This window comes from Natronorubrum texcoconense (assembly GCF_900100335.1).
In the GTDB taxonomy this organism is placed as follows: Archaea; Halobacteriota; Halobacteria; order Halobacteriales; family Natrialbaceae; genus Natronorubrum; species Natronorubrum texcoconense.
The window spans coordinates 26494-52996 of record NZ_FNFE01000001.1 but is presented as its reverse complement, the minus strand read 5'-3'; the positions used below and the strand labels follow the sequence as shown (position 1 = coordinate 52996).

The 26503-nt window shown below is 64.6% G+C and carries 18 protein-coding genes; 7 read left to right on the top strand and 11 right to left on the bottom strand.

Features of this window, described 5'->3' with window-relative positions; genetic code table 11:
• Positions 1 to 6 precede the first annotated feature (6 nt).
• Positions 7 to 3237, bottom strand: coding sequence for a carbamoyl-phosphate synthase large subunit (carB, locus tag BLT08_RS00200; RefSeq protein WP_090302801.1), 3231 nt, complete (start codon positions 3235 to 3237; stop codon positions 7 to 9).
• Positions 3238 to 3473: 236 nt separating this feature from the next.
• On the opposite strand from carB, the gene BLT08_RS00195 reads away from it, so the two are divergent.
• Positions 3474 to 6395: a hybrid sensor histidine kinase/response regulator gene (locus BLT08_RS00195; RefSeq protein WP_245724119.1), complete on the top strand. Its 2922-nt coding sequence runs from the start codon at positions 3474 to 3476 to the stop codon at positions 6393 to 6395.
• 155 nt (positions 6396 to 6550) lie between these two features.
• Positions 6551 to 8929 carry a PAS domain S-box protein gene (locus tag BLT08_RS00190; RefSeq protein ID WP_175529198.1) on the top strand — a complete coding sequence of 793 codons (2379 nt, stop codon included), beginning with the start codon at positions 6551 to 6553 and terminating at the stop codon, positions 8927 to 8929.
• A gap of 41 nt (positions 8930 to 8970) precedes the next feature.
• Here the strand turns inward: BLT08_RS00190 and BLT08_RS00185 are convergent, their stop codons facing one another.
• The 7 genes from BLT08_RS00185 to BLT08_RS00155 all read right to left on the bottom strand — a co-directional run bounded on the left by BLT08_RS00185 (position 8971) and on the right by BLT08_RS00155 (position 14708).
• Positions 8971 to 9507, bottom strand: a complete 537-nt coding sequence (locus BLT08_RS00185; protein WP_090302799.1) for a DUF5815 family protein — start codon at positions 9505 to 9507, stop codon at positions 8971 to 8973.
• A 66-nt stretch (positions 9508 to 9573) separates the two neighbouring features.
• The gene (locus BLT08_RS00180) at positions 9574 to 10446 is read right to left on the bottom strand and encodes an ABC transporter permease (protein WP_090302798.1); all 873 of its coding nucleotides are present in this window, start codon (positions 10444 to 10446) and stop codon (positions 9574 to 9576) included.
• Entirely contained in the window at positions 10443 to 11360 is a 918-nt protein-coding gene (locus BLT08_RS00175) for an ABC transporter ATP-binding protein (RefSeq protein WP_090302797.1), read from the bottom strand. Before BLT08_RS00175 ends, BLT08_RS00180 begins: the two co-directional genes overlap by 4 nt.
• A 162-nt stretch (positions 11361 to 11522) precedes the next feature.
• Complete coding sequence (locus BLT08_RS00170; RefSeq protein ID WP_245724118.1) at positions 11523 to 12500, bottom strand: winged helix-turn-helix domain-containing protein; 978 nt, start codon at positions 12498 to 12500, stop codon at positions 11523 to 11525.
• A gap of 102 nt (positions 12501 to 12602) precedes the next feature.
• Positions 12603 to 13013 (bottom strand): DUF7124 domain-containing protein, encoded by a 411-nt coding sequence (locus BLT08_RS00165; protein ID WP_090302796.1) that lies wholly within the window; start codon positions 13011 to 13013, stop codon positions 12603 to 12605.
• A 74-nt stretch (positions 13014 to 13087) separates the two neighbouring features.
• Complete coding sequence (locus tag BLT08_RS00160; RefSeq protein WP_090302795.1) at positions 13088 to 13315, bottom strand: DUF7979 domain-containing protein; 228 nt, start codon at positions 13313 to 13315, stop codon at positions 13088 to 13090.
• A gap of 154 nt (positions 13316 to 13469) precedes the next feature.
• Complete coding sequence (locus BLT08_RS00155) at positions 13470 to 14708, bottom strand: NAD(P)/FAD-dependent oxidoreductase (protein WP_090302794.1); 1239 nt, start codon at positions 14706 to 14708, stop codon at positions 13470 to 13472.
• Positions 14709 to 14978: 270 nt separating this feature from the next.
• On the opposite strand from BLT08_RS00155, the gene BLT08_RS00150 reads away from it, so the two are divergent.
• Together BLT08_RS00150 and BLT08_RS00145 are read left to right on the top strand one after the other, a co-directional pair.
• Positions 14979 to 15572 (top strand): DUF6149 family protein, encoded by a 594-nt coding sequence (locus BLT08_RS00150; protein ID WP_090302793.1) that lies wholly within the window; start codon positions 14979 to 14981, stop codon positions 15570 to 15572.
• A gap of 233 nt (positions 15573 to 15805) precedes the next feature.
• Complete coding sequence (locus BLT08_RS00145; RefSeq protein WP_090302792.1) at positions 15806 to 17041, top strand: polysaccharide deacetylase family protein; 1236 nt, start codon at positions 15806 to 15808, stop codon at positions 17039 to 17041.
• Positions 17042 to 17162: 121 nt separating this feature from the next.
• Here the strand turns inward: BLT08_RS00145 and BLT08_RS00140 are convergent, their stop codons facing one another.
• From BLT08_RS00140 to BLT08_RS00130, 3 genes are all read right to left on the bottom strand, one after another.
• Entirely contained in the window at positions 17163 to 18524 is a 1362-nt protein-coding gene (locus BLT08_RS00140) for an ABC transporter substrate-binding protein (RefSeq protein ID WP_090302791.1), read from the bottom strand.
• 162 nt (positions 18525 to 18686) lie between these two features.
• A complete protein-coding gene (locus tag BLT08_RS00135; RefSeq protein WP_090302790.1) occupies positions 18687 to 20054 on the bottom strand; it encodes an ABC transporter substrate-binding protein in 1368 nt (455 codons plus the stop codon).
• Positions 20055 to 20258: 204 nt separating this feature from the next.
• Complete coding sequence (locus BLT08_RS00130; protein ID WP_245724117.1) at positions 20259 to 21581, bottom strand: ABC transporter substrate-binding protein; 1323 nt, start codon at positions 21579 to 21581, stop codon at positions 20259 to 20261.
• A 275-nt stretch (positions 21582 to 21856) separates the two neighbouring features.
• Here BLT08_RS00130 and BLT08_RS00125 point away from each other — a divergent pair, with 275 nt between their 5' ends.
• The 3 genes from BLT08_RS00125 to BLT08_RS00115 all read left to right on the top strand — a co-directional run bounded on the left by BLT08_RS00125 (position 21857) and on the right by BLT08_RS00115 (position 26486).
• Entirely contained in the window at positions 21857 to 24925 is a 3069-nt protein-coding gene (locus BLT08_RS00125) for a methyl-accepting chemotaxis protein (RefSeq protein ID WP_175529197.1), read from the top strand.
• Positions 24926 to 25225: 300 nt separating this feature from the next.
• Positions 25226 to 26107 carry a homoserine kinase gene (locus BLT08_RS00120; RefSeq protein WP_090302789.1) on the top strand — a complete coding sequence of 294 codons (882 nt, stop codon included), beginning with the start codon at positions 25226 to 25228 and terminating at the stop codon, positions 26105 to 26107.
• 28 nt (positions 26108 to 26135) lie between these two features.
• The gene (locus BLT08_RS00115) at positions 26136 to 26486 is read left to right on the top strand and encodes a hypothetical protein (RefSeq protein WP_090302788.1); all 351 of its coding nucleotides are present in this window, start codon (positions 26136 to 26138) and stop codon (positions 26484 to 26486) included.
• Positions 26487 to 26503 lie beyond the last annotated feature (17 nt).

Genomic DNA, 26503 nt, shown 5'->3' with positions numbered 1-26503 from the left:
GCCAACTCAGTCCGAACGGCCCCACTCGCCGGAGCGTTTGGGACGGTCGGTGATCGACTGGACGTCGATCGGTTCGGCTTTGGCCTCGAGCGCCTCGAGCGCGGCCGACGCGCTCGCTGGCGTCGAGAAGTAGGTGATCTCCTCCTCGACGGCGACCTCGAGGAGGTCGCGGTCGCGGGAGACGATGAGATCGACCTTGCCCTCGCGGACGGCCTGCGGGAGGTCGACCTCCTCACAGAGGTCGAAGTGGTCGGTGAAGCCGTCGACGAGCGCGTCGCCCGCCTCGGTGTCCGGGTCGGGGAACTTGTCCGCCGAGAGGTCGACGATGGCGATTCCCGACTCGGGGATCGGCTTGTTAGTCGCGTCCTGTGCCTTGTCGTAGGCCTTGCCGAAGCTGTCAGCGCTACCCATGACCTCGCCGGTGGACTTCATCTCCGGGCCGAGACGCGGGTCCGAGCCGGGCAGGCGGTCGAACGGCAGGACGACCTCCTTGATGGAGGTCTGCTCGGGAATCTGCTCGTCGATCTCGAGGTCGGCGAGCGAGGTGCCGGCCATGACCTTCGCGGCGATCTTGGCGATCGGGACACCCGTGGCCTTCGAGATGAAGGGGACGGTACGGGAAGAGCGCGGGTTCGCCTCGAGAACGTACACCTCGCCGTCACGCACGGCGAGTTGGACGTTCAGCAGGCCAACGGTGTCGAGTGCGTCGGCGATCTCTTCGGTGACTTCGCGGACGCGAGCAAGCGTGTCGTCGTCGAGCGAGCGCGGCGGGATCATACACGCGGAGTCGCCGGAGTGGACTCCGGCGGCCTCGACGTGTTCCATGATGCCGCCGATCAGGACGTCCTCGCCGTCGGACACGGCGTCGACGTCGAGTTCGACCGCGTCCTCGAGGAAGTCGTCGACGAGAATCGGTTTCTCCGGGCTCACGCGGACGGCTTCCTCGATGTACTTCTCGAGTTCCTCGTCGTCGTAGACGACCTCCATCGCGCGGCCGCCCAGCACGTAGGAGGGACGGACGAGGACGGGGTAGCCGATGTCGTGGGCGAGTTCGAGCGCCTCCGTCTTGGAGAAGGCGGTGCCGCCCTCGGGCTGGGCGATCCCCAGTTCGTCCATCAGGGCGTTGAAGCGGTCGCGGTCCTCCGCTAAGTCCATCGCTTCGACGCTGGTTCCCATGACCGAACACTCGAGGCCGCGGCGGTCGATCTCCGCTTGCAGCGGTTCGCCGATGTTGACCGACGTCTGGCCGCCGAACTGGACCATCACGCCGTCGGCACCGGTCGCCTCGGCCACGTCGGCGACCTCCTCGGCGGTAATCGGCTCGAAGAACAGCCCGTCGGAGGTGTCGTAGTCCGTCGAGACCGTCTCGGGGTTGTTGTTGACGACGTGGGCGTCGATCCCCATCTCGCGTAGGGCCTGTACGGCGTGGACCGAACAGTAGTCGAACTCGACGCCCTGCCCGATGCGGATCGGACCGCCGCCGACGACGATCACGCTCTCTAAGTCCATATCGACCTCGAGCTCGCCCGACGCGGCGTCGCCAACCAGCGGACCGGACTCGAACTCGTTCTTACGCGAAGAGTAGTAGTACGGCGTCTCGGCCTCGAACTCGCCGGCGCAGGTGTCGACCTGCTTGTACGTGCGACCCGGTACCTGCTGCTCGACGGTGTCGACGTCGACCTCGCCGCCTGCCGCTGCAGCGATCGTGGCGTTCGTATGGCCGGCGATAGCGGCCTCGGTGAAGTCACCCTCCTGTGCGGCCAGCGTCGAGTCCGCGATGCGCTTGAAGCGCTCGGTGTACCACTCGAAGATACCCGTCAGTTCGACGACCTCGTCGACCGTGTAGCCGCGTTCGAAGGCTTCGAACAGCGCGTAGGGACGGTCGGGCGAGGGGCGCTCGAGGTAGCGTTCCTCGAGTTCCTCGTCGCTTACGTCGGCCCAGTCGACGTCGGGTTCGTACTCCGAGGAACGGAGCGCTTTCAACAGCGACTCCTCGAAAGTGCGGCCGATGGCCATCGCTTCGCCGGTCGACTTCATGGCCGTCGTCAGCTCGAAGTCGACGTCGTCGAACTTGTCCTTGGGCCAGCGCGGAACTTTCGTCACCACGTAGTCGATCGCCGGCTCGAACGCGGCGGTCGTCTCGCCGGTGATCTCGTTGGTGATCTCGTGGAGGCGCTTGCCGAGTGCGACCTTCGCGGTCACGCGGGCGATCGGGTAGCCCGTCGCTTTGGAGGCCAGCGCCGAGGAGCGGGAGACGCGCGGATTCACTTCGACGACGCGGTACTCGCCGCCGGGAGTGCCGTCGTCGCGCCAGGCGAACTGGATGTTACAGCCGCCCTGAATCCCGAGTTCGCGGATGACGTCGAGGGCTGCGGTGCGCATCTCCTGATGACCCTCGTCGGGAACGATCTGTGAGGGGGTGACGACCGTCGACTCCCCGGTGTGGATCCCCATCGGGTCGATGTTCTCCATGTTACAGATGATGATACAGGAGTCGTCGGCGTCGCGCATGACCTCGTACTCGTACTCGACCCAGCCCGCGATGGACTCGGTGATAAGGACCTCGCTGTTACGCGAGAGGCGCAGCCCCTTGCGGACGCGGGCGAGGAGTTCGTCCATCTCGTGGACGACGCCCGATCCCGACCCGCCGAGGGTGTAAGTCGTGCGGGCGATAACCGGAAGGCCGCCGACCTCGTCGACGGCGGCTTCGACACGTTCCTTGAGGTCCGCTTCGGTCAGTTCCGAGACCTTCTCGCCCTCCTCGAGCGAGATCGTGGTCGAGCGGGGAACCGGCTGGCCGATCTTCTCCATGCGCTGGCGGAAGAGGTCGCGGTCTTCGGTCGCGTAGATCGTGTCCAGGGGCGTCCCCATGATCTCGACGTCGTACTCCTCTAAGACGCCCTCTTCTGCCAGTTCCGCGGTGACATTCAGGCCGGTCTGGCCACCGAGACCGGCGATAACGCCGTCTGGCTGCTCTTTGCGAATGATCTCGGCGATGGCCTCGGTGGTGATCGGCTCGATGTAGACCTCGTCGGCCATCTCCGGATCGGTCATGATCGTCGCGGGGTTCGAGTTGACGAGCACGACGCGAGCACCTTCCTCTCGGAGCGCTCGGCAGGCCTGCGCACCGGAGTAGTCGAACTCGGCTGCCTGTCCGATCTGGATCGGTCCGCTACCGATCAACAGGATCGTGCGTCCGTCCCCTGTGTCGCCCTCGCCCTGATGGTCCGTGCTCATTTTGCTTGTCGAATCGGAGTTCGCACATCGTAATAAGCCCCACGATACAGTACGAATCTCGAAATCGCTTTTCGAAATTCGAACTGGCGGTGCGATCCGTCGGCGCGAAAACCGGAACCGTCGCGAGACCGCACACACGCCGCGGAACGACTCCCATGAGTCGCTCGCTTCGACGCTCGGTCGGCTACAGACGCGTTTCGAAAACGGCCGAACATCTTATCAGGACGCCGATACTGATGAAAGACGACGAAATGCCAGAGTCCGGGAGTTGCGGTGACGCGGCGTTGGGTCCCGTTCTGTGCCTCGATCCGGACCCCACCGATCGAGCACGGACCGCGAGGGCACTCGAGGCGGACGGCAGCGCGCTCACGGTCGAAGAAGTGCCGACGGCCGCGGCCCTTCGCGACGCGCTCGCCGACGAGACGACCGAATACGCGTGTGTGGTCACCGAGTACCGCCTCGAGGAAACCGACGCGCTCTCGCTGTACGACTCGCTCCGAGCGGCCGGTCTCGCAACCGTCCCGATCGTACTCTACACCGCCGACGGCGACGAGACGGTCGCGAGCGACGCAATTACGACCGGACTCTCGGGGTACGTCCCGAAAGGGCGGACCGATTCGAGCGACCTGCTCGCCGAGCAGTTGCGAGCGATTCTGCGGGCCGACGACGAGGCCCTCCCGACGACTCAGACCGACGACTTCGGGCTCGGTCTCGAGGAGACCCGCGACGCCGTCCACGCGCTCGAGTCCTGTTCGTCGATCGAGGAGACGTACCGACTGGCGATCGACGCCGTCGACCGGCTGCTCGAGACCGACGCAACGGCGATGTTCGTCGAACGGGACGACCCCGACACGAGCCGGATCAGCGCCGATTTCGCCCCCGTTGCGGTTACCGGGGGCGACGAGGCGACGGCGGCCTTTCGAGAACCGACCTGCGAGGGTCTGGTCGAGCAAGCGCTTCGGACCGATACGACAGGGGTGATCGATCCGACGACGTACGCAGGCAGCGGCGAGCCGACCGCAGCCGACGTTCGCTCGGTCGTGAGCGTTCCCGTCAACGCCGATAGCGTCTTACAGACGATTTCGACGACGCCGAACGCGTTCGACGGCCGCGCGGTCAGCATCGTCAAACTCGTCGCCGCGACCGTCGCCTCGACGGTCTCGCGAATTCGGTCGGAACGAGAGCGCCGAAACGAGCGCGAGCGCTTCGCCGCGCTGTTCGAGAGCGTCCCCGACGCGGTCTTAGTGCTGGACCGTACCGACGGCGTCCGCGTCGTCGCGGTCAACCCGTCGTTCGAGGAACTGTTCGGATACGATCGCGAGGCGCTCACCGAGTACGGTATCGACGAACTGCTCGTCCCGGAGGGAAGCGAAGAGATCGACGTCTACGAGTCGGTCGGTCTCGAGTCCGTCGTCACGGCCGAGGTCGAGCGCTGTACGACCGACGGTCCCCGGGACTTCCTCTTTCGCGGCTTTGCGACCGAAATCGACGGCGAGATCCACGAGTACGCGATCTACACGGATACGAGCGAGCAGAAACGTCGCGAGCGCAAACTCGAGCGGTACCGAACGCTCGTCGAGACCGTCAGCGACTCGATGTACGTCCTCGATTCCACCGGACGCGTCGAGATCGTCAACGAGGCGATGGCCGACTACTTCGGCGAACCGCGCGACGCGATCGTCGGCGAGCACGCCACCGAGTTCATCACCGAGGCCGAACTCGAGGAGCGGTGGACGCTCATCGAGGAGATTCAGGCGAGCGACGACCGACGGAGCGCCACCATCGAAACGACCGTCGAATCACCGACGGGATCGACACACCACATCGAGGACAACATCGCGCCGGTGCTCGACGACGACGGCCAGTTGCTCGGCAGCGTCGGCGCGATACGCGACATTACGGCCCGGAAGGAACACGAGCGCCGTATCCGACGGTTGCACGACGGAACGCGACGACTGATGGCAGCGACCGAAAGCGACGAAATCGCACGCATCATGACCGATATCGCCAGCGAGGCGCTCGATCTCGACCTCAACTCGGTGTTTCTCTACGAACCGGAGATCACGACACGGTCGGCGGCCGAGGCGACGGGCGACACACGGTCGGCGGCCGAGGTGACGGACGACCGCTCGGACGGCGGATCGACTCCCGACACCGAAACTGCACCCCTCGATAAGGCGAACGACGGACTCGTTCCCGCGGCGATGAGCGACCGAGCCGTCGAACTGTTCGGAAACATCGGCTACATCGAATCCGGCGGCGGTATCGCCTGGGACGCCTACGAAGCCGGCGAGGCGATCGTCCACGGCGACGTCCGTCGCGCGTCGAACGTTCGCAACCCCGAGACGCCGGTCCGAAGCGAGGCCCACGTTCCCCTCGGCGAGCACGGAATCTTCATCGTGAGTTCGCTCGCGGTCAACGGCCTGGATCCCGAGGCGTTAACGCTCGCCAGAATCCTCGCCGCGAACGCCGAGGCGGCCCTCGACCGCGCCGCCCGCGAGTGCGAACTCGCCGATCGAAGCCGCGAACTCGAGCGCCAGAACGATCGCCTCGAGGCGTTCGCGAGCACGGTCTCCCACGATCTTCGGAATCCGCTCACGGTCGCGACGGGCCAGCTCGAAAACGTCGCGGAACACGTCGACGAAGGCGGGAACCGACACGTAGAAGAGATCGCGTGGGCGCTCGACCGGATGGACGAACTCGTCGAGAACGTGCTCGCGCTCGCCCGGAGCGGCCAGCGGCTGACCGAGACGGCCACCGTCGATCTCGACGTCGTCCTCGATCAGGCTCACCGTGCGGTCGATCCCACGCTCGAGGTCGACCGAGAGGGCTCGCTGCCGACGGTCGACGGCGACGAGAGTCGACTCCGTGCGCTCTTCGAGAACGTCCTGCGTAACGCCCGCGAACACGTCGGCGACGACGTGACAGTGACGGTGACCGCGACCGGGGATGGGTTCGCGATCGAGGACGACGGGCCAGGAATCTCGGCCGGCGAGCGCGACGCTGCTCTCGAGTGGGGGTACAGCACGGCGGCCGAGGGAACCGGGTTCGGACTGGCGATCGTTTCCGAGGTCGTCGAGGCTCACGGTTGGTCGATCGCGCTCGAGGAGAGCGCAAGCGGCGGATTACGGATCGCGGTCTCGGTCGAAACGCCGTAGCCGTGATCCAACCGGTTCGTCAGGGGGTATTCAGTTGCCTGGTAGATTCGTTCGGCTCCGTTCCAGTTGATTCAGTCGCCGGAGACAGTATCGTAACGCGGTCTGTCCGTGAGAGCGGACCCAATCTATTTCTCCGTACTGGCAAAATGGGGGTCATGAGACCGACCGGTGACTCACCACGCGCGGACGACCGGCCGGAGCGAATCCGCGTTTTACATGTGGACGACGACCCGGCGTTTGCGGCGCAGCTCGCCGCGGGACTCGAGCGGGAAGACGACCGGTTCGAGACGACCACCGCGACGACCGCACGGGAGGGGCTCGCGCGGCTCGAGACCGATCGAATCGACTGCCTCGTCTCGGAGTACGATCTGGCCGATACGGACGGGCTCGCGTTGCTGGAACGCGTTCGCGATCGGGACGAGCGCGTGCCGTTCGTGCTGTGTACCGACTCCGGGTCCGAAGCGCTCGCCAGCGACGCGATCGCGGCGGGTGTCACGGACTACGTGCAGAAGGAGACCGCAAGCGACGAGTACCCGGTGCTCGCCAACCGACTCGTCAACGCGGTCGAGACGGCGCGGAGCCAGCGCCACCACGAACGTCAGCGGCGGGCGATCGAAACCGCGCGGGAGGGGATCAGTCTGCTCGATCCGGACGGAACGTTCGTCTACGTGAACCGGGCGTACGCGGAGTGTTTCGGCTACGAGCCGGCGGAGCTGATCGGCGAGCACTGGGAACTGCTGTACACCGACGAGGACGCCGCGACCGTCCGCGAGGAGGTGCTCCCGACGGTGCGTGCGGAGGGTTATTGGCACGACGAGTCGACCGGCGTTCGAGCGGACGGCAGCCGGATCGTCGTCGATCACACGCTCTCGACGACCGACCGGAACGGACTCATCTGTACCCTTCGAGACGTCACGGATCACCGGGATCGCGAACGCGATCTGGAACGCTACGAGACGATCGTCGAAGCGCTCGGCGATCCGGTCTACACGATCGATTCGGACGGCCGCTACGCGTTCGTCAACGACGCCTACGCCGAGATAACCGGCTACGCGAAGCGCGACATCATCGGGCAACCCGTCTCGTTTCTGCTCGACGAACCGTCCGTCGAGCGCGGGACGGACGTCGTTCGAGAGCTCCTGTCCAGCGGCTCCGACCGCACCCAACAGACCTACGAGATCACGGTCGAAACGAGCGACGGGACGCGGATTCAGTGCGAGGACAACGTCTCTTTGCTCCCGCTCGAGGACGGCCAGTATCGCGGTGCCGCCGGCGTCGTTCGCGACATCACCGTTCGGACGGAACGCGAGCGGGAACTCGAGCAGTACGAGACGATTCTGAAGGCGATCCCCGACGAAGTGTACGTACTGGACGCCGACGGCCGGTTCACGAACGTGATTCCGCCGGTCGACGCCGATCTGACCTCGATCGGCTACAGCCCCGACGAACAGATCGGCGAACACGTCTCGCTCGTCATCGACGACGGTGATATCAAGGCGGGCGAATCGATAATCGCGGCGCTGTTGGCCGACGACGACCGCGAGCGGGACTCCTACGAGATCACGCTCCACACGAAAGACGGCGACCGGGTTCCGACCGAAAATCACCTCGCACTCCTCCCGATGGAGGACGGCGAGTTTCGAGGGACCGTCGGCGTCCTCCGCGATATCACCGAACGCAAGGAGCGCGAACGAACGCTGGAACGACAGAACGAGCGCCTCGAGTCGTTCGCCAGCGTCGTCTCTCACGATCTTCGGAACCCGTTGAACGTCGCCCAGGGACAGCTCTCGCTGGTGCAGGAGGGACGCGACGACGACCGCCTCGAGACCGTCGCCGAGGCGCACGATCGGATGCAGGGACTGATCGACGGCATTCTGACGCTCGCACGCGAGGAAAAACCGATTACGGACTACAACCCGATCGAACTCGCGGTGTTCGCCAGACGGTGCTGGCGACACGTCGAAACGGGATCCGCCGCCCTCGAGACGCCGACGGACGCCGTTGTTCGGGTCGACGGGCGCCGGTTCGAACGGCTGCTTGAGAACCTGATTCGAAACGCCGTGGAACACGGTTCCACGATCCCTCGGTCGCAAACTCCCGAGGACGCCGTCGAGCACAGCTCCACGAGTCCTGCTTCGCAAGCTCACCAGGACGCCGGAAGACGCTCCGCGTCTTCCAAGCCCTCGGTCGCTGACGCTCCCGAGGACGCTCTCGAACACGGCGTGGTGCGTGCCGACCAACGGGGGCAACCCACTGCTAACGGTGGCGACCCCATCGACGTCAGCGTTACCGTCACGGTCGGCGACCTCCCCGACGGGGAGGGGTTTTTCGTCGAGGACGACGGCCGCGGAATCCCGAGCGACGAGCGCGAGCGCGTCCTCGAGAGCGGCTACTCGACCGCGACCGAGGGAACCGGGTTCGGACTCGCGATCGTCGACCGGATCGCCACCTCCCACGGCTGGAGCGTTACGGTGACCGACAGCGACGCCGGTGGCGCGCGATTCGAGTTCCGCGGCGTCGACAGTCGGCGCTGACGGTCAGCAGTTCGCGGGTCGTACTCGTCGGATACGTGCGGTTATAATGCGCGGTCGTGTTCGCTCTCGAAGTCGCGCTGGCGACGGTACTGTTCGACGAACTCGCTGACGTCGAACTCGAGCATCTGTGACTCGAAGTCGGTGACGGCGTTGTCGTCTTCGGCGTGACTGATCGCGTGATCCATGAGTTCGACGACGAGTTCGACGACGATCTCGTGGAGCCGGCGGGAGTCGAAGTCGGTCACCCACAGCATCGCGTAGCCGACGTTCCCGTCGTCGCTCGCGTCGTAGGTGACGACCTTTTCGGGAAACTCCTCCATGACGACGCCCAGCAGGTGGGGCGTGCCGAACTCCTCGAACTCGTCGGCGGGTTCGATCGTCTCCTGAAGAATCTCGACGAGCGACTCGGGGAAGAATCGAGAGGGGGGATGGACGTCGGTGACGACGGCGTGGGCGTCGCCACAGCTACAAGAGTACTCGCGCATGCCGAGGTCGATCTGGTGTGGATCGAGGGACTTCCCGCAGGGAAGTTCGAGCGTTCGATCGCCGCCGGAACCCGGGACGCGGGGCTCTGCCATTGGGCGCCCTTCGGCCGGCCCGGGCATAAGCGCGACGACTCGAGAAAACCCGACGACGCTCAGGTCTCAGAGGTCGGTCGCGTCGAATCGATAGTAGCCGACGGCGAGCGGGACGACGAGCCACAGAGCGAGGACGAGGAGGCCGATTTCGGGGGTCGCGTAGAACGGTTCGGCCTCGGTCGCGCTCACCTCGACGCCGGCTCCGGCACCGGACGGGTCGGCACCGACCGTCTCCGCGAGGTCTGGCAACAAGGCGACGACCGTCGTGAAGTACGCCGACGAGGGTGAAAGCTGCATCACGGGATACACCCAGTCGGGAATCGTCGCCGGGAGCGAGAAGCCCTCGACGACGTAGAGGATCCCCATCGGAACCACGTCCCAGAGCAGTTCGAAGACGACGAAGAAGCCGAGGGCCAGCGTCGTCGCGCGCGAAGTCGATCCCGTCGTCGCCGAGATCCCGACGACGATCGTCGCGTAGATCGCCGCGAACGAGAGCGTGACGAGGACGAACACCAGCACGGCGAGGGCGTCGAACTCGCCCAGCAAGACGGAGCCGAAGCCGATACCGACCACGAGACCGACGCTGAGCCCGAACGCGAGAACGGCGGCTCGGCCGATCACCTTTCCGGCGAAGACCTGGCCGCGAGTCGTCGGCAGGGAGAGCAAGAGCTTGATGCTCCCGAGTTCGCGCTCGCCCGCGAGGGATTTGTAACAGACGACGATCGCCGCCAGCGGAACGAACAGCCCGGTGAGCCCGATCGTGAAGAAGATCAGGCCGCCGAACGTCGCCCCCGCCTGCGATCCCAACAACGCCGGCGCTTCGACGTACGCGTACGTGGAGACGACCGAGAGAACGACGAAGATACCGACGAGCGACCACAGCGCCCGCGACTGGACGGCGTCGCGGAAGTCCTTCTTCGCGACGGTGAGCCACGTCACGCTTCGACCTCCTGGCCCGCGTTCGTGTAGCGGACGAACAGGTCCTCGAGCGACGATTCCACGACCGAAAAGTCCTGAACGGCGGCAACTTCGTCGATCGCGTGCAAGACGGCGAACTTCGAGACGCCGTCGACGGATACCCGCAAGCGGCCATCGTCGATCGACGCGCTACCGACGCCCTCGAGGGCCCGTACGGACTCGAGAACACGCTCGTCGAGGTCCGCGACGTAGACGTACAGCGTCTCGCCGGTTTCCGTCGAATCGCGGAGTCCGTCGATCGTGTCGACGGCGACCAGCTGGCCACGGTTGATGATCGCCACGCGGTCACAGACCGCCTCGACCTGCTCCATGATGTGGCTCGAGAAGAAGACGGTCGTCCCGCGTTCGTTCTCCTCGCGGATGATCTCTCGCATCTCGCGGGCCCCGTTGGGGTCCAGTCCCGTCGAGGGCTCGTCGAGCACGAGCAGGTCGGGATCGCCCACGAGCGCCATCGCGAGGACCATCCGCTGGCGCATCCCTTTCGAGTAGCCGCCGGCTTTCCGGTCCGCGGCGTCGGCGACCCGGACCCGTTCGAGCAGCGCCTCAGCGTCGTCGTCGGCGCCTTTCATCTCGATGGCGAACTTGACGTGTTGACGGCCGGTGAGTCGGTCGTAGACGTGATAGGCGTCGGGCAGGACGCCGATTCGATCCCGGACGGCGAGCCCGTCCGATTGAGCGTCGTGGCCGAGGACGGTCACGGTGCCGCTCGTTGGACGCAGAAAGTCCAGCAAGATGTCGATCGTCGTCGACTTGCCGGCGCCGTTCGGACCCAAAAATCCGAAGATTTCGCCCTCTTCGATGGTGAGATCGAGGTCGTCAACGGCGACGACGTCACCGAAGCGCTTTGTCAGCCCCTCGAGCTCGATCGCGTTCATACTCCACCCTCCGTCGCGCCGTCGCGTCCGTCAGTATCGATCACTCGAACCATACGGCACTCAGACAGCCATCCCGGATATAATTGTCTGTTTTGAAACATATTGACAGCGGAACTACTCAAAGATGTTTGAGTCGGTCACCTCTTCACGAAGCGGCGAAGATCAGTCGTCCACGAGCGAGTCGTCGGCCGCATCTCTCGGTTCATCGTCGGCGACCGTCAGTTCGGCGCCGACGTCCACGGGTTCGGGAGTGACGGTCAGCGACTCGTCCATCCCGAGACACAGGGTCTCGTCGTCCAGCACGATGGTAACCGTCGCCTCGAGGGGATCGACGCTTGCAACGTCGGTCGTCACCGCGTCCGTCACCATGTACTCGAAGAACTCCCAGATCGGACAGTCCGGCAGCGAGATGTCGTGGTTCCAGAAGAAAGCGACGGCTACGGGGTGAAACGCTGCGGACACTTCGATCGGCATGTGGATTGCCAGCCAGCACTCGCGACAGGTGTGACTGAGTGTGTGAAATGTTCGACCGTTGGGCGAGTCTCGGTCCGGATCGTAGTCGTCGACGACGGTATCGACGGGACCGTAGCATTCCGGACAGACACCGCCCCGAACGAGGACGTAGGTGCTCCAGATCCGGTAGCCGACGCTGTCGACGACGGCCGCCGCCGACCGAGCTCTGGTCTGACTCCGAGGGAGCATGTCGGTCACGAGCGTCGCCTCGCACGACCCACATCGGACGACAAACCGTTCCGTATCCATCGTGGCGACGAGCGCGGATTCCTCGCAGAAGACGCAGACTCCGGCGACTTCGACGTCGTCGAACGCCCGGGTACTCTCGTAGACGCCGGAGAGCACCGTTCGGACGATTTTGTCGCCGCTGTAGGTCAGCCGGTAGCCCTTGTCCGTCTCGGCGAGGAACCGGCCGACCAGCTTGTCGAGGTGGTAGGAAAACTGTGACGTGCTCTCGAGATCGACCGCGTCGTACAGTTCCGTAAACGACAGCGAGAGCCACTGCTCCTGACGCTCGCGTTCCTCCTCGACGAGCGCGAGCAGAATCTCGAGGCGGGTTCGGTTGCCGAGCGAGCCGAACGCCTCGACGACCTCCCCGTCGATTCGAGTATCGTCTGGTGGGCTCATTGGTCAACAGGCTCCAGAGGACGTCCGGGACGATAGCCGTTCGCTACGGGCAGTCGATCGGGCGGTACGTTTAGCGGCCGTGGGATCGCAACCGGGCGGCGCTCAGGGCCAGTCGTCGCGGACCGGTTCGGCGTCGTCCGCCTCGTCGTCGGCGCTCGAGGCGACGATCCAGTCGGCGGCCTCGGCGGCGTCTTCGACGTCGAGGTACTCCCAGCCGACCTCCTCGGCGAGCTGTTCGTCTTCCTCGCTCGAGGCGATCAGGACGTAGCGGTCGGTGTCGAACTGATCTTTGACGCCCTCCAGGCTCTCGGCTTTGCCGCGCGGCCCGGAGAAGAAGTCCTGTCGGATGCGGTTCTTGCGCGTGAAGTTCGTCACCACGTAGGTGGGCTTCTCGGAGACGACGCCGATGTACTCGGTCCAGCCCCTCGCGTCTTCGAAGACGCTCTCGGGCGACGCGAGCTCTTTCAGCGCCTCGAGTTCGAACGCCAGGGTCATGTCGCTACCGCCGTTCATACCAGAGCGAAGACGCGCACGGGGGAAAACGGCTTCGATACTTCCGACTAGTCGGGAGGGCGACGCGAGAACGCTCAGGTGCGAGCAACGCGGTAGTAGTCGGTGAAGACGATCACTTCGCCCGGCTCGAGGTCGACGTCGGCCTCCGAAACCGGCCGGTCGGCCGTCAGTGCGCGATAAAATGCGTCCAGTGTCTCCGTATCGAGTTGATCGACGTGACGAACGGTCGTCTCAGCCGTCACTGACTCGACTCGCTCGAGGTGTCGCGATCTCCGGAGAATGTCACAAGATGCCATGCTCATTGTTAGCGAATGTCGTTTTACTATTTAACCGTTGCGGACAGATCGGTGAAACGAAGTGCCAACGCGGAGATCGAACGCTCTTCGGACGGTATCGACGGGAAACCGGGCGGCAAAATCGGTGACAATCGACGGCGTCGAACGACCGACGTCGCCGTTACTGCTCCTGTTCCGGCGCGAGGTTGTCGAGATCGACCTGCTTCTCGAGGAGGACCTCGGCCTGATCGGCGACGACGCGCTGGTTGCGCATGAGCTGTTTGAACTTGCTCTGGGGCGAGAGATCGCCGATGAGGACGCCGCCGACGATCTTGCCGTCCTTGAACGCGACGCGGCGCCACTCGGTGTCGCTGTACTTGCGCTCGGCGTGCTCGTCGCCGAGGGTCGGGTGGCCAAAGGAGAGGAACGGGAAGTCGAAGTGGGTGATCGAGTACGAGGAGACCCACTGGAACTCCTCTTCCTCGGCGTCGGCCGCCATGTTCACCGCGGCGACGCGGCCCTGTTCTTTGGCCGAGCCCCACGAGCCGTTCTGTGCCTGCTCGCCCAGCAACACGTCGTAGAAGCGCGTGATGTCGCCGGCCGCGTAGATGTCGTCGACGTTGGTCTGCATGTACTCGTCGACGAGGATGCCGTTGTCCTGCTCGAGACCCGCTCCGCGGAGGAACTCCGTGTTGAACGTCAGTCCGATAGCGACGCCGGCGAAGTCACAGTCGTACCGGTCGCCGTTCGGATCGACGGCCGCGGTCACGGCACCGTCGTCGTCGGTTTCGAAGTGGTCGACCCCGCTGTCGAAGACGGGTTCGACGCCGACGTCGCGCATACCCTCGTGCATGATCTCCGCGCCCTCGCCCGAGAGCGCGTAGCGCCACCAGCGGTCGCCGCGCATCAGATACTTGCCGTCGACGCCCTGTGCACCACAGACGGCGGCGAAGTCGATGCCGAGGAGACCGGCACCGACGACGACGGCGTTGTCGGCCGCTTCCGCGCTCTCGCGGATCCCGCGTGCGTCCTGGAACGTCCAGAAGTGGTGGATCCCGTCTGCATCGCTGTTGTCGACGGGCAGCTGGGTCGGCGTCCCGCCGGTCGCGACCAGCAGCTTGTCGTAGGGTATGTCGCCGCTGTCGTGGGTGTGGACGACGTTCTCGTCGGTATCAACGCTCGTCACGTGCGTGTCGAGCGAGAGTTCGATGTCGCGTTCCTCGTACCACTCTTCCTCGTGGATCGAGATGGGGGCTTCGGGGAGTTTTCCTTTCGCGTGTTCCTTGATGAGAATCCGATTGTACAGTGGCTCCCCCTCATCGGTGATGACGGTAATCTTCGCATCCGGGTCTTCTTCCCGGAGGGTCTCGGCAGCCGAACTGCCCGAGATCCCGTCACCGATGATCACGTACTGGGTCATATCCGGAACGTTCGTAATGCGGGTTAAAGTGGGTTGCTATCTCGTCTATTTCGTCCAGCCGCCAGACTGAAGACAACGATCGTGACATATCGGCCGAATAGTGTAACGATTGGTAGCGGGGCCGCGTCGCCTTCGTTCCAATTCTGAATATTGCAAGGTTTGCTGTTATCGCTGACAGTTTCGTCTCAGACGAGCGGTGCCCGCCGATCGCCCGACCGGGGTACGTCGTTAGCCAAACCGTTATTGACCTCCCCCACCCTAACCCGGCATATGAAACTTCGTCAAAACGCCCGTCACTTCGCCTCTCGGAAGGCCCTCGAGACGCCGGTCGTCCGCTCGGTCGCGACGTCGGGACTGGTTCGGATGCACACCAAGATCTTCCTCGGGAAAGCCGACCCCGAGCACGCGGACGACCGAAAAGAGCGACTCGACGCGCTCTTCGACGCGACGATGGATAGCTATCTGAAGGCACTCCAGGAGGGGTACTCGGAGGCTGAAGCGCGCGAAATCACCCACATTCAGGCCAACTTCGACTTCTACAACCACGGCTGGACCGAGATGATGGAGATTCCTACTGACGAACTCGAGGCCCACTACGACCGCTACGGGGAGTTCTTCGAGCGTTGGGATATCACGATCGACGACCCGCTCGGCCAGTTCGCACCGCCAGAGGGGCTCCCCGAGGCACCGTCGACGCCCGAACGGCTCGAGGACCCCGAACACCCCCACGCGGAGGGCGGGTTCGCGGACGACGTCTACGTCGAAACCGAAGACGGCGAGCTCGTCGTCGGTGGACGGGCTGAACCCGACGACGCCGACGTCTCGAAGGCCGTCGGAGTCGACGACGACGATCTCGAGGACTGATACGGCCTGCTGTACCGATTCCCCGGCGCAACCGCAGGACTGCTCGCGGTTGCGCCGGAAATAACTTCCAGCAGTACGTATGAACCGGCCGTACAACGGCTGTAGGCCGCCATTCGGCCGACCGTTCGGCGAGCGAAACGGTCGCCAAACGAGCGTTTACATTCTGATTTCTTTTCGGAAAGGGACAGTAACGGCTACGTAACAATAGTGGTAGCTGACCTGTTCTCTCGTCAATGAAACGACGAACGTACCTCGCCGTCGCAACGTCAGCGGCGGCTGGACTCGCCGGCTGTACCGACGCCACGTTTCTCGACTCGAGTTCGGGGAACGGCGACGACGGATCGTCCTCGACCGGCAACGGCGACGAGTCGCGAGACTACCCCGACGCCGCGGGAACCGACGACGATTTCGAGGACCTCGACCGCTGGGACGTCACTGGTGGCACGCTGACGGCCGACGAGAACCGAGCGCTCGTCGGCTCGCAGAGCGCTCGATTCGAGGTGACGGCGGGGAGTGCTAGACTCTCAAAAACGTTCTCGGAGTCGCGTGAGCTGACGGAGGTCGTACCCGGCGTCGCGGTCGCGTCGGACGACCTCGTCGTTCCGTGGCTTCGGCTGGTCGACAGCGAACGCAACTCGATCGAGTATCGGCGCGGGATCACCCCCGACCTACCGCTCGAGCGGTACAACTTCGGCGTGACAGACGTCGACGACGGGTTCGACGCGGGAAGCGTCGACGAAGTGCACCTCCAGATAAGTACGGGCGAGGGCCAGGATCGGACGATCTGGTTCGACGACTTCCACTTCACCCCCCGTCCGGAGACGGGCAAAGTGATGATCCAGTTCGACGACGCTCACAAGACGGACTACACGAAGGCGCTGCCGATCTTAGAGGAATACGGCTATCCGGCGGTAACGTTCATCAACCCCAACTACGTCGAACGCGGCGAAGCCGGCGGGGACCCGCGGGTGACGACCGACGAACTCCACGAACTCCACGACGCCGGCTGGTGCGTCGCGAATCACACCATGAGCCACCCCCAGTTGCCCGAACTCAGCGCGGCGGAGCAGGAAGCCGAGATCCGCGACGGGAAGGAGTGGCTCATCGACCAGGGGTTCGAAGACGACGCCGAGTACTTCGCGTACCCGTTCGGCCAGTACGACGAGACGACGATCGAACTCGTCGACGAGTATCATTCGATCGGCTTCGCCGGCGGCCCGCCCGTCCAGGGGTACAACACGAACACGCGGCTGGCTTCCCGCATCGGCGAACCCGACGTCGAGCGCGTCGAACGAGCGCTCGAGCGGACGGCCGAGATGAGGGGCATCACGTCGATGTTCTACCACCGCCTCGAGGACGAGGATCTCGAGGCGTTCGAGACGCTGGTCGAGACGGTCCACGAGTACGAATCGAACGGCGAGATCGAGATTATTCTCCCGCAGGATCTAGAGGAGCACTACCTGTTCTAACGCGGAGATCGTCCCCGATCTCGCAGTTATCCTGCTTCCGCCGTCGCTCGCGTCCGTCATTACGAGACACACAGCGGTCCGTCGGAGAACAGCCGGTTCAGCGTCGCAGTCTGCCGCGGAATTACTCGAGCCACGGCGGCGTTACGTAGTCGGCGGTGGCCTGCTCCTCGGGCCAGACGACCTCCTGGACGCCCTCGCCGTCATCGGTTTCCTGCCACTGGAAGTAGAGGGTATCCTCCCGCTGATAGACGAGGTCGTGTGCGAACTCGTGGCTCGGGTCGTGGAACTCGGCGGTGCCGGCCGCGCCGGTAAACGAGGCGTCCTCGATAGTCCCGACGAGGTCGTCGGCGTCGAGCGTCCCCGATTCCTCGACCGCGTGGGCGAACAGCATGACGGCGTCGTAGGTGTGATAGCCCGTGTAGACCGGGTTCGCACCGTCGAAGGCGTCCTGATAGGCCGTGACGAACGGCTGGGTCTTGTCGGTGATCGTGCTGGTCGCCGTCGCGCTCGTCTGACCGACGCCGTATCGACAGGCCCCGCCGACCAGGTCGTAGTACGCCGGCAACTGCATCGGCACGTGGATGCCGCCGAACGCGAACGGCCGCGGCTGGGGTTGGGGGTCGGGTCGATTCGGGTACGACCAGTCCAGGAGCGCCTCGTTCCCGGTGTGGGCCGTCGTGATGAAGACCGCGTCGGCTCCCTCCGCCTCGGCCTCGTCGTAGAGATCCGAGAAGTCGCTCGTCGCCGGAGAGTATCGCTCTTCCATGGCGATTTCGACGCCCGTACTCGCCAGCTGCTCCTGGTAGACCTCCCACGGCTTTTCGGTCCACTGGTAGTCCTCCGCAAGGAGCGCGACGGACTCCCAACCGAGATCCGGGCCCATGTCGTCGATAAAGTCGACCTGCATCTGCCCGAGATCCGAGTCGTTGTTCGGCCCGACGCGGAAGTGGTACTTGTACCGGTCGTACTCGTCGTGAACGAGTCCGCTGGCCGCCGTCGTCGCCGCGCCGGAGGTGAGATGGATCGTCTCCTGGTCGGCGATGTCGTCCATGATGTTCATGAGCGCCTCGCTCGCGAAGACGCCGACCGTTACGTCGGCCCCCTCCTCGAGGAGGAGTCGCTGGTACTGTCGACGCGCCTCGAGCGGGCTCCCGTTCGTGTCGCCGACGACCATGTCGACGTCCTGGCCGTCGATACCTCCGTTCTCGTTGAGTTCGCTGACGGCGACCTCCGCGGCTCGAACGATCGACCGGCCGATGTAGTCGCTGTCCGGATCCGGGGCCAACACCCCGATGGTCACCGACTCCTCTTCGGCGCTGCTCCCGACGACCGTCTCGTAGGAGCTAAGACAGCCTGCGAGGGAGACGCCGGCGATGGTCCCCCCTGTCGTTCTGAGCAGCGTCCGCCGATTCAATCGTCGCCGTCCGCCGCTCGCGCTCGAGTGCGTCCGTCCCGTCGTATCGTGGCCCTCGGCCCCGGTCATACTGCACCCCGTTCACAGACGCCTATGATAATTGTTGGCAAGCGACTATCAGAACTGATTTTTTGAGCGTCGCCACTGGAAAGCGAGTCTCGAGGGCGACGACCGATACCGGCCGTCGACGGACTCACAGGGGTGACGGAGACGGAAGCGGCGGAGTGGCCGTCAGCCGTCCGCGAGCCACGGTGGCGTCACGTACTCGCTGGTCGCGTACGTTTCGGGCCAGATAACCTCTCTGACGCCCTCGCCGTCGTCGGTTTCCTGCCACTGGAAGTAGATACCGACCGTCGAGTCGTCGCCCACGTCGTACACTCGATCGTGTGCGTGAACGTGGTCCGTATCGTAGAATTCGACCGCCCCAGTGGCACCGGTGTACTCGATTCCCTCGAGTTCCGAGATCAGTTCGTCGGTCTCCGTCGTCCCGGTGCGTTCGACGGCCTCGGCGAACAGCGCGACCGAATCGTACGTGTAGTAGCCCATATCCTGTGGGTAGGTGCCGAACGTGTCGTAATAGCGATCGACGAACTGCGGCGTCACTTCGGTGATTTCGCTTTCCTCCGTCGCGGCCGAGTACCCCAGCCCGTACCGACACGCGCCGTTCGTGTCCTCGTAGTACGTCGGCAACTGCATCGGGACGTGGATCCCGCCGAACGCGAACGGCTGGGGCTGCGGTTGGGGATCGGGACGGTTCGGATACGACCAGTCGAGGAGTGCGTCGGTACCCGTGTGTGCGGTCGAGATGAACACCGCGTCGGCGCCCGCCTCGACGACGTCGTCGTACATCTCCGAGAAATCGTTCGTCGCCGGGGGATAGCGCTCGTCCATCACGACGTCGACGGGGGTGTCGGCGAGTTGCTCCTGATAGATGCGCCACGGTTCGTCGGCCCACGGATAATCCTCCGCGAGCACCGCGATCGACTCCCAGCCGATATCGGTCGCGATATCGTTCATGAAGTTGATCTGTGCCCGACCGAGGTCGACGTCGTTCGTCGGCCCGACCCTGAAGTGATACTTGTAGCGATCGTACTCCTCGTGCACCCGTCGACTCGCGATCTGGGTCGCCGCGCCGGCGGTGAGATGGATCGTCTCCTGCTCGGCGATATCGTCCAAGATGTTCACGAGCGCCTCGCTCGCAAACATGCCGACCGTGACATCCGCACCTTCCTCGAGAATGAGCCGCTGGTACTGGCGACGGGCCTCGAGCGGGCTCCCGTTCGTATCGCCGACCGCCAGCTCGACTTCCTTGCCGTCGATGCCGCCGTTCTCGTTGAGTTCGTCGACGGCGACCGCGGCCGCCTGGGCCATCGAGCGGCCGACGAAGTTGCTCTCGGGCTCGGGAGCCAGCATCCCGATCGTGATCGTCTCCTCGTCGTCGCTACTGCTACCCGTAATCGTCTCGTACGAACTGAGACAGCCTGCGAGAGCGACCCCCGTTGCGCCGCCGGCGGTCGCTCTGAGAACCGTCCGTCGATCTACCGGCTTCGATCGTACCCTGGATCCCGCCTGCCTCCCATGGCACTCTCGTTCATGCATATCAAACAGTCATTATTTCCTAGCTTGCTTAACAGTTGTGGGCGAATGCCGCGTGACTTACTCACACTAGTATACGAACGTCGACTTCGTAGCCACCATCGGTAAGTGAAAGAACGGGTGTCCGGTTTATTTCTGTTTAATTCGACAGTTTCGATGATCGCCAATACGCGATGGAAATAAGTAGCGGAAACGGGGGGCGCAGCGTTAGAGCCAGCTTGGGTCGACGTAGTCTGCGGTTGCCTGATCGTGAGGCCAAATCGTCTCCTGAACTCCCTCCCCACCGTCCTCTCGCCACTGGAAGAAAACCGGGTGGACGTTATCTTCACCGTACACGACGTCGTGAGCGTGCGGGTGATCCCGATCGTGGAACTCGATCGTCCCGGTCGTTCCGGTGTGTTCGGTGGCCTCGAGTTCCTCGACGAGGACGTCGCTGTCGAGGGAGTCGGCCCGTTCGACCGCCTCGGCGAACAGGTTGACCGCGTCGTAGGCGATGTAGCCGGTGTACACCGGTGTGCTCCCGTCGTGGAACGCCTCGTAGTCGCTGACGAACGGCTGGGTGTGCTCGGTCAGCTCGCTCGTCGCCGTCGCGCTGGCGTACCCGACCCCGTACCGACAGGCGCCGCCGACCATGCCGTAGTACTCCGGAAGCTGCATCGGCACGTGGATCCCGCCGAAGGCGAACTCTCGCTGGTCCGTCGCCCAGTCCAGTATCGCGTCCGTTCCGGTGTGTGCAGTCGAAATGTAGGCGGCGTCCGCACCCGACTCCGCGACGGCGTCGTAGATGTCGGTGAAGTCGTTGGTCGCCGGCGAGTACCGGTCCCACATCGTCACGTCGGTCGTGTCGGTCGGCAGGCTCTCCTCGAACGTCTCCCACACGCCGTCGTTCCAGGCGTAGTCTTCGGCCAGCATCGCGACCGAATCCCACCCGATCTCGGGCCCCATCTCGTCCAGAAAGTCGAGTTGCACCTCACCCAGCGTGACGTCGTTGACCGGTCCGGCACGGAAGTGATACTTGTAGTCGTCGTACTGTTCGTGGACGAGCCGGCTCACGGACGACGTCGCGGAGCCCGCCGTGATGTGGATCGTCTCCTGCTCGGCGATCTTGTCGATAATCCCCTGCAGCGCTTCGGTCGCGAACATTCCGATCGTGACATCTGCGCCCTCTTCGAGGACGAGGCGATCGTACTGGCGGCGGGCCTCGAGCGGACTGCCGTTCGTATCGCCGACGACGGTCTCGATCTCTCGACCGAGCACGCCGTCCTCGTCGTTGAGCTGGTCGACGGCGAGTTCGACTCCCTGTTCGATCGATCGACCGATGAAGTCGCTGTTCGGATCCGGCGTCAGTATCCCGATCGTGATCGGTTCCTCGTCGTCGCTCGAGCCGGCGACGGTTTCGTACGCATCGAGACATCCTGCTACCGAGACACCGGCCGCCCCACCCGCTGCCGCTTTGAGGAGTGTCCGGCGCTCCAGTGTAGAAGACGCGGTCGACAAAGTACGTGCATCCCTGCACCTCTCTTCGGTCATACTAACCCGAGATTTCGACCTCCGTTTCTTAACAGTTGTGGAGAGTGTCTCACAACGGTCGAACGGCGTGAACACAGCTTTGACGAATCGCACGGATTGGAAGATGTTCCCGGATACGACGCCTCAGAGTAAATTTCACCACAGCAGGAGCGTTTTTCGACCGAACGGGAAACTATCTTTCCGTTCGGTGAAAATACCACTTCCATAACCGATTATCAGCACCGATAACGGCGGCTGACAATTTATGTAGGGACACTCTCACCCCTACTGTATCTATGGACGTCTTTCGACGATTGGTACCATCAGCTATCCGCCGTCGATACGCGGTCAAGTTCGGGATCGTGCTATTGATACTCGGTCTGGGGGTTGGGCTGGTCGGGTTCGGTGCGACCGCTGGAATCACGAATCAGGTAGAGGATCGTGTGCAGGACGACCACACGTCGTTCGCCAGTCAGGAAGCGCAGAACCTGCAGATGTGGAACGAACAAAACGAACATACCATCGGGGTGATCGCTTGGTCGGACGTCGTCGCCAGTGACGAGCCGGACGCGATCGAAGAACGGTTCCTCGACTGGGAGGAACATCTCGATGCGGACACGCACGCGATCAGTTACGTCGACACCGACGACGAGACGGTCCTCGCGAGTACGAACCTCGACACCGGGGGCGAAGAGCCGACGACGGTCGACGAGATCGATGGCGTCCCTGCTGAAGCCTACGAGGAAGCCGCCGAATCGGAGGGCGTTCCGTGGGTCTCTGACGCCTACACCGTCGACCGCGAACTCGGCGACGAGCAAGTTACCGTGATGACCTACGTGCTGTCGGTCCCGAACGCGGACGACAGAGCGATCGTCTACACGGCCGAACTCGAGGCGCACGCGAACCGGCTCGCCGACGACGACGGGATCACGACGATGGTCGTCGACGGTGACAACAACGTCATGGCCGACAACGAGGGCTACGGCGAAGACCACGAGACGCTCGGCCTCGCTTACGGCGATCAGAACGCCGACACCATCGTCGAGCCGGCACGAACCGAGGGCGCCGGGACGAATCAGGTCCCTGGCTCCGCGCTGAGCTTCGACACCGCCGCATACGACTTCAGCGACGACGAGGACTACGTCGTCAGTTCCGCGCGCGTACTGGGGACCGACTGGGTCGTCGTGACCCACGAACCCGAGAGCCAGGCCTACGGGTTCGTCAACACGGTCAACGACTGGGGTATCTACGCGACGCTCGCCGGCGTGCTCATGATCGGGCTGATCGGCGCCGTGCTCGGTCGGAACACGGCCGTCTCGATCGATCGGCTCACCGGCAAGGCGAGCAAGATGGAGGAGGGAGACCTCGACGTCGACTTAGAGACCAAACGGGTCGACAACATCGGCCGACTCTACAACGGATTCGACTCGATGCGCGACGCCCTCCGCGAACAGATCGAGGAGGCCGAAGCTGCCCGCGAGGACGCCGAACGCGAACGCAAGCGGGTCGAAGAGATCAACGGCCACTTGGAGGAGAAAGCCGACGAGTACAGCGACGTCATGGAGGCGGCCGCCGACGGTAATCTGACCGCTCGGATGGACGCCGAAAGCGACAACGAGGCGATGGCGGAGATCGCCGACGAGTTCAACCAGATGCTCGAGGAGATCGAGCAGACGGTGGCCGAACTCAACCGGTTCGCGACCGACGTCGCGACTGCCTCTGAACAGGTGACCGCCTCGAGCGAGGAGGTCCGATCCGCCTCCCAGCAGGTCACCGAGTCGATCCAGGAGATTTCCGACGGTGCGGAGCGACAGAACGAGTCGCTCCAGTCGGTCAACCAGGAGATGAGCGGGCTCTCGACGACGACCGAAGAGATCGCCGCCTCGTCGAACGAGGTCGCAGACATCGCGGAACGGACGGTCGACACCGGCCAAGAGGGTCAGCAGGCGGCCCAGGAAGCCATCGCCGCGATGAACGAGATCGAGACGGAAGCGGGCGGCGCGGTCGACGAGATCCGCCGGCTCGAGGAGGAGGTCCAGCAGATCGACGAGCTGATCGCGACGATTTCCGAGATCGCTCGACAGACGAACATGCTGGCGCTGAACGCCAACATCGAGGCCTCTCGCTCCGCGGGCGGCCAGGACGACGAAGGCTTCTCCGTCGTCGCGAAGGAAGTCAAGGCCCTCTCCGAGGACGTCGCGGAAGCGGCCGACGAGGCGGAAGACCGCCTCGAGGCGATCCGCGAGCGGACCGAACAGTCCGCCGACGAAGTCGCAGGTACCAGCGAGAACATCGAAGACGCCGGCGAACAGGTCGAAGAGGCCGTGAAGGCGCTCGAGGAGATCGCCGATCTCGCACAGGAGACCAACATCGGTGTCCAGGAAATCTCCGCGGCGACCGAAGAGCAGGCCGCCTCGACGCAGGAAGTCGTCGCGATGGTCGACGATGCCGCGACAGTCTCCGAGGAAACGACCTCCGAAGCCGAGAACGTCGCCGCAGCGGCCGAAGAGCAGACCACCGCACTGACCGAAGTGACGAAGTCCGCTTCGAACCTCTCCGGGCAGGCCGCAGAGCTCTCCGAGGCGCTCGACCGGTTCGATACCGACGCCGACCGCGCGGCTCTCGAACTGGACTTCGACGAGGACGACGATCCGGATCTGCCGGGTCTCGAGACCGGCGACGAAGCGTCCGAGGAGCAGACACCAGAGGCGAACGACCAGAGGCAGGGTCAAGGAATCACGCTCGAGTCGAGCCAGCCCGAGACGAGCGAGCCTGCCGAGACGCGCGATTCGGAGACGCCGCAATCGACCGGTTTCCAGGCCGAGGAGACTGGAACGACGTCGCAGTCGGGATTCAGCGAGGGGAGATCCACTGATCCCGCACCGGAGACGGATGCAGAGCCGGCGGCGGCACCGGAACCCGACGCCGAACCTGCACCAGCACCCGATACCGAGCAGGATGCGCACGTGCCTAACATCGGCGAGTCATCGGGCGACGCCACCGAACTGGGTGCCGAAGAGATTCTCGGGATCGACGACGAACGCGACGCCGACGTCGTGGCTGGCGAGCCGGCAGCCGAGCCGGAGACCGAATCCGCCGACGACGCGGATCCGCTCGCGGGCGATGCAGGAGAACCGAACGGAGACGCGACCGATCCGCTCGGAGAGGGCGCTACGGAGCCGGTCGAAGAGAACGCTGCAGAGCCGCTCAAGCCGGTCGAGGATACCGAGACCGACGACGAGCCAGAAACCGACGCCGAGCCAGTACCGGCCGATACCGAGAACGCCGATACCCAGGACGACGCGGACGACACCGTCGAGAACGACGACGACGTGTTCACGTTCGGGAACACGGACGACGAATAAGGTCCCGCTCTCGCGCCGGGCCGAATCGCGATAGCCGATCGTCCACGGGCCCACCGTCGACGATCCATCGAAGACGTCTCGAATCCGTTTTCTCTGTTTTCGCCGTCAGTTACTGAGACGAGATCGTTCCGAGCGCTGTAGAACGGTGTTGGCAGCGAGATCGTTTCGGTCGAATCCGGCGAACAGATTCGCCAGCGCCTCGAGTCACTCGCATTCGATCGGACCGTCGTCGGCGGATCGCGCGCTTCCGGGCCGTCGCGGTCCGCTACCTTTTTGCCTGCAGTCTCGGAAGCAATCGGCATGCTCACCGTGCGGGCACCGGCGACGAGCGCGAACCTCGGGAGTGGCTTCGACGTCTTCGGTGTCGCCCTCGAGACGCCCGCCGACGTGGTTCGGGTCGAACGCGCGCCGGAAACGCGCATCTCGATCACCGGCGCCGGCAGCCAGTACATTCCGGAGGACCCGAAACAGAACACCGTCGGCGCGGTCGCCGACGCGCTCGACGCACCGGCCCACATCAAGATCGACAAGGGCGTCCGCCCTTCCTCGGGGCTCGGCTCGTCCGCCGCGAGCGCGGCCGCGGCGGCCGTCGCGCTCAACGCGCTCTACGACCGCGGCCTCTCGCGGGAGGAACTCGTCCCGATCGCCGCCGAAGGGGAGGCGCTCGTCTCCGGCGAGGCCCACGCCGACAACGTCGCCCCGTCGCTGCTGGGCGGCTTTACCGTCGTCACCGACGACGACGTCACGCAGGTCGACGCGCGGATCCCCGTCGTGGCTTGTCTCCCAGAACAGTCCGTGTCGACGCGCGACGCGCGCGGCGTCGTTCCCGACTCCGCCAAACTCGCGGACGTCGTCGACACCGTCGGCAACGCGTCTACGCTCACCGTCGGCATGACCCGGGACGATCCCGAGCTCGTCGGCCGCGGCATGAACGACGCCATCGTCACGCCCCGGCGCACCGCGCTGATCGACGGCTACGACGACGTCCGCGAGGCCGCCCTCGAGGCAGGCGCGACCGGCGTCACGGTCAGCGGGGCCGGCCCGGGTATCCTCGCGGTCTGTCACCAGCAAGAGCAACGGGACATCGCCGGCGCGATGGTCGACGCCTTCGAGGCGAGCGGTATCGACTGCCGCGCCTATCAGACTCACGTCGGCGAGGGTGCGCGGCTGTACCGGGACTGATCGTCACCGTCGCCTCGAGTAGCCACCGATGGGAGCCCGAACCGACGCCGCACTCACGATACTCGTTCTCGCCGCCGTCGGTATCGCCTTCGTTCTGGTCGACGCGTCGCTGTCGCCGCTCGCGCTCGCCCTGGGTGGACTCGGGACGATTGCGTTCGAACTCGTCGCCGCTCGAGACGTGGCTACCGTTCGAGAGTACTGGGAACGACCGGTAGTACAGGCAGCGTCCGTCGTCCTCGCGTTGCTCGTCGTGGCCGTCGGCGCTTCGATCGCGCCAACCGTGGTGCTATCGTTGTTCTGTGGCGGAGCGATAACGTACCTCGCGTTTCTCGGACTCGTCGGTGTGGGGCTCGTTCCGCCACCGCGGACGTGGTGGTGAGGCCCGCTGGTCGCGGC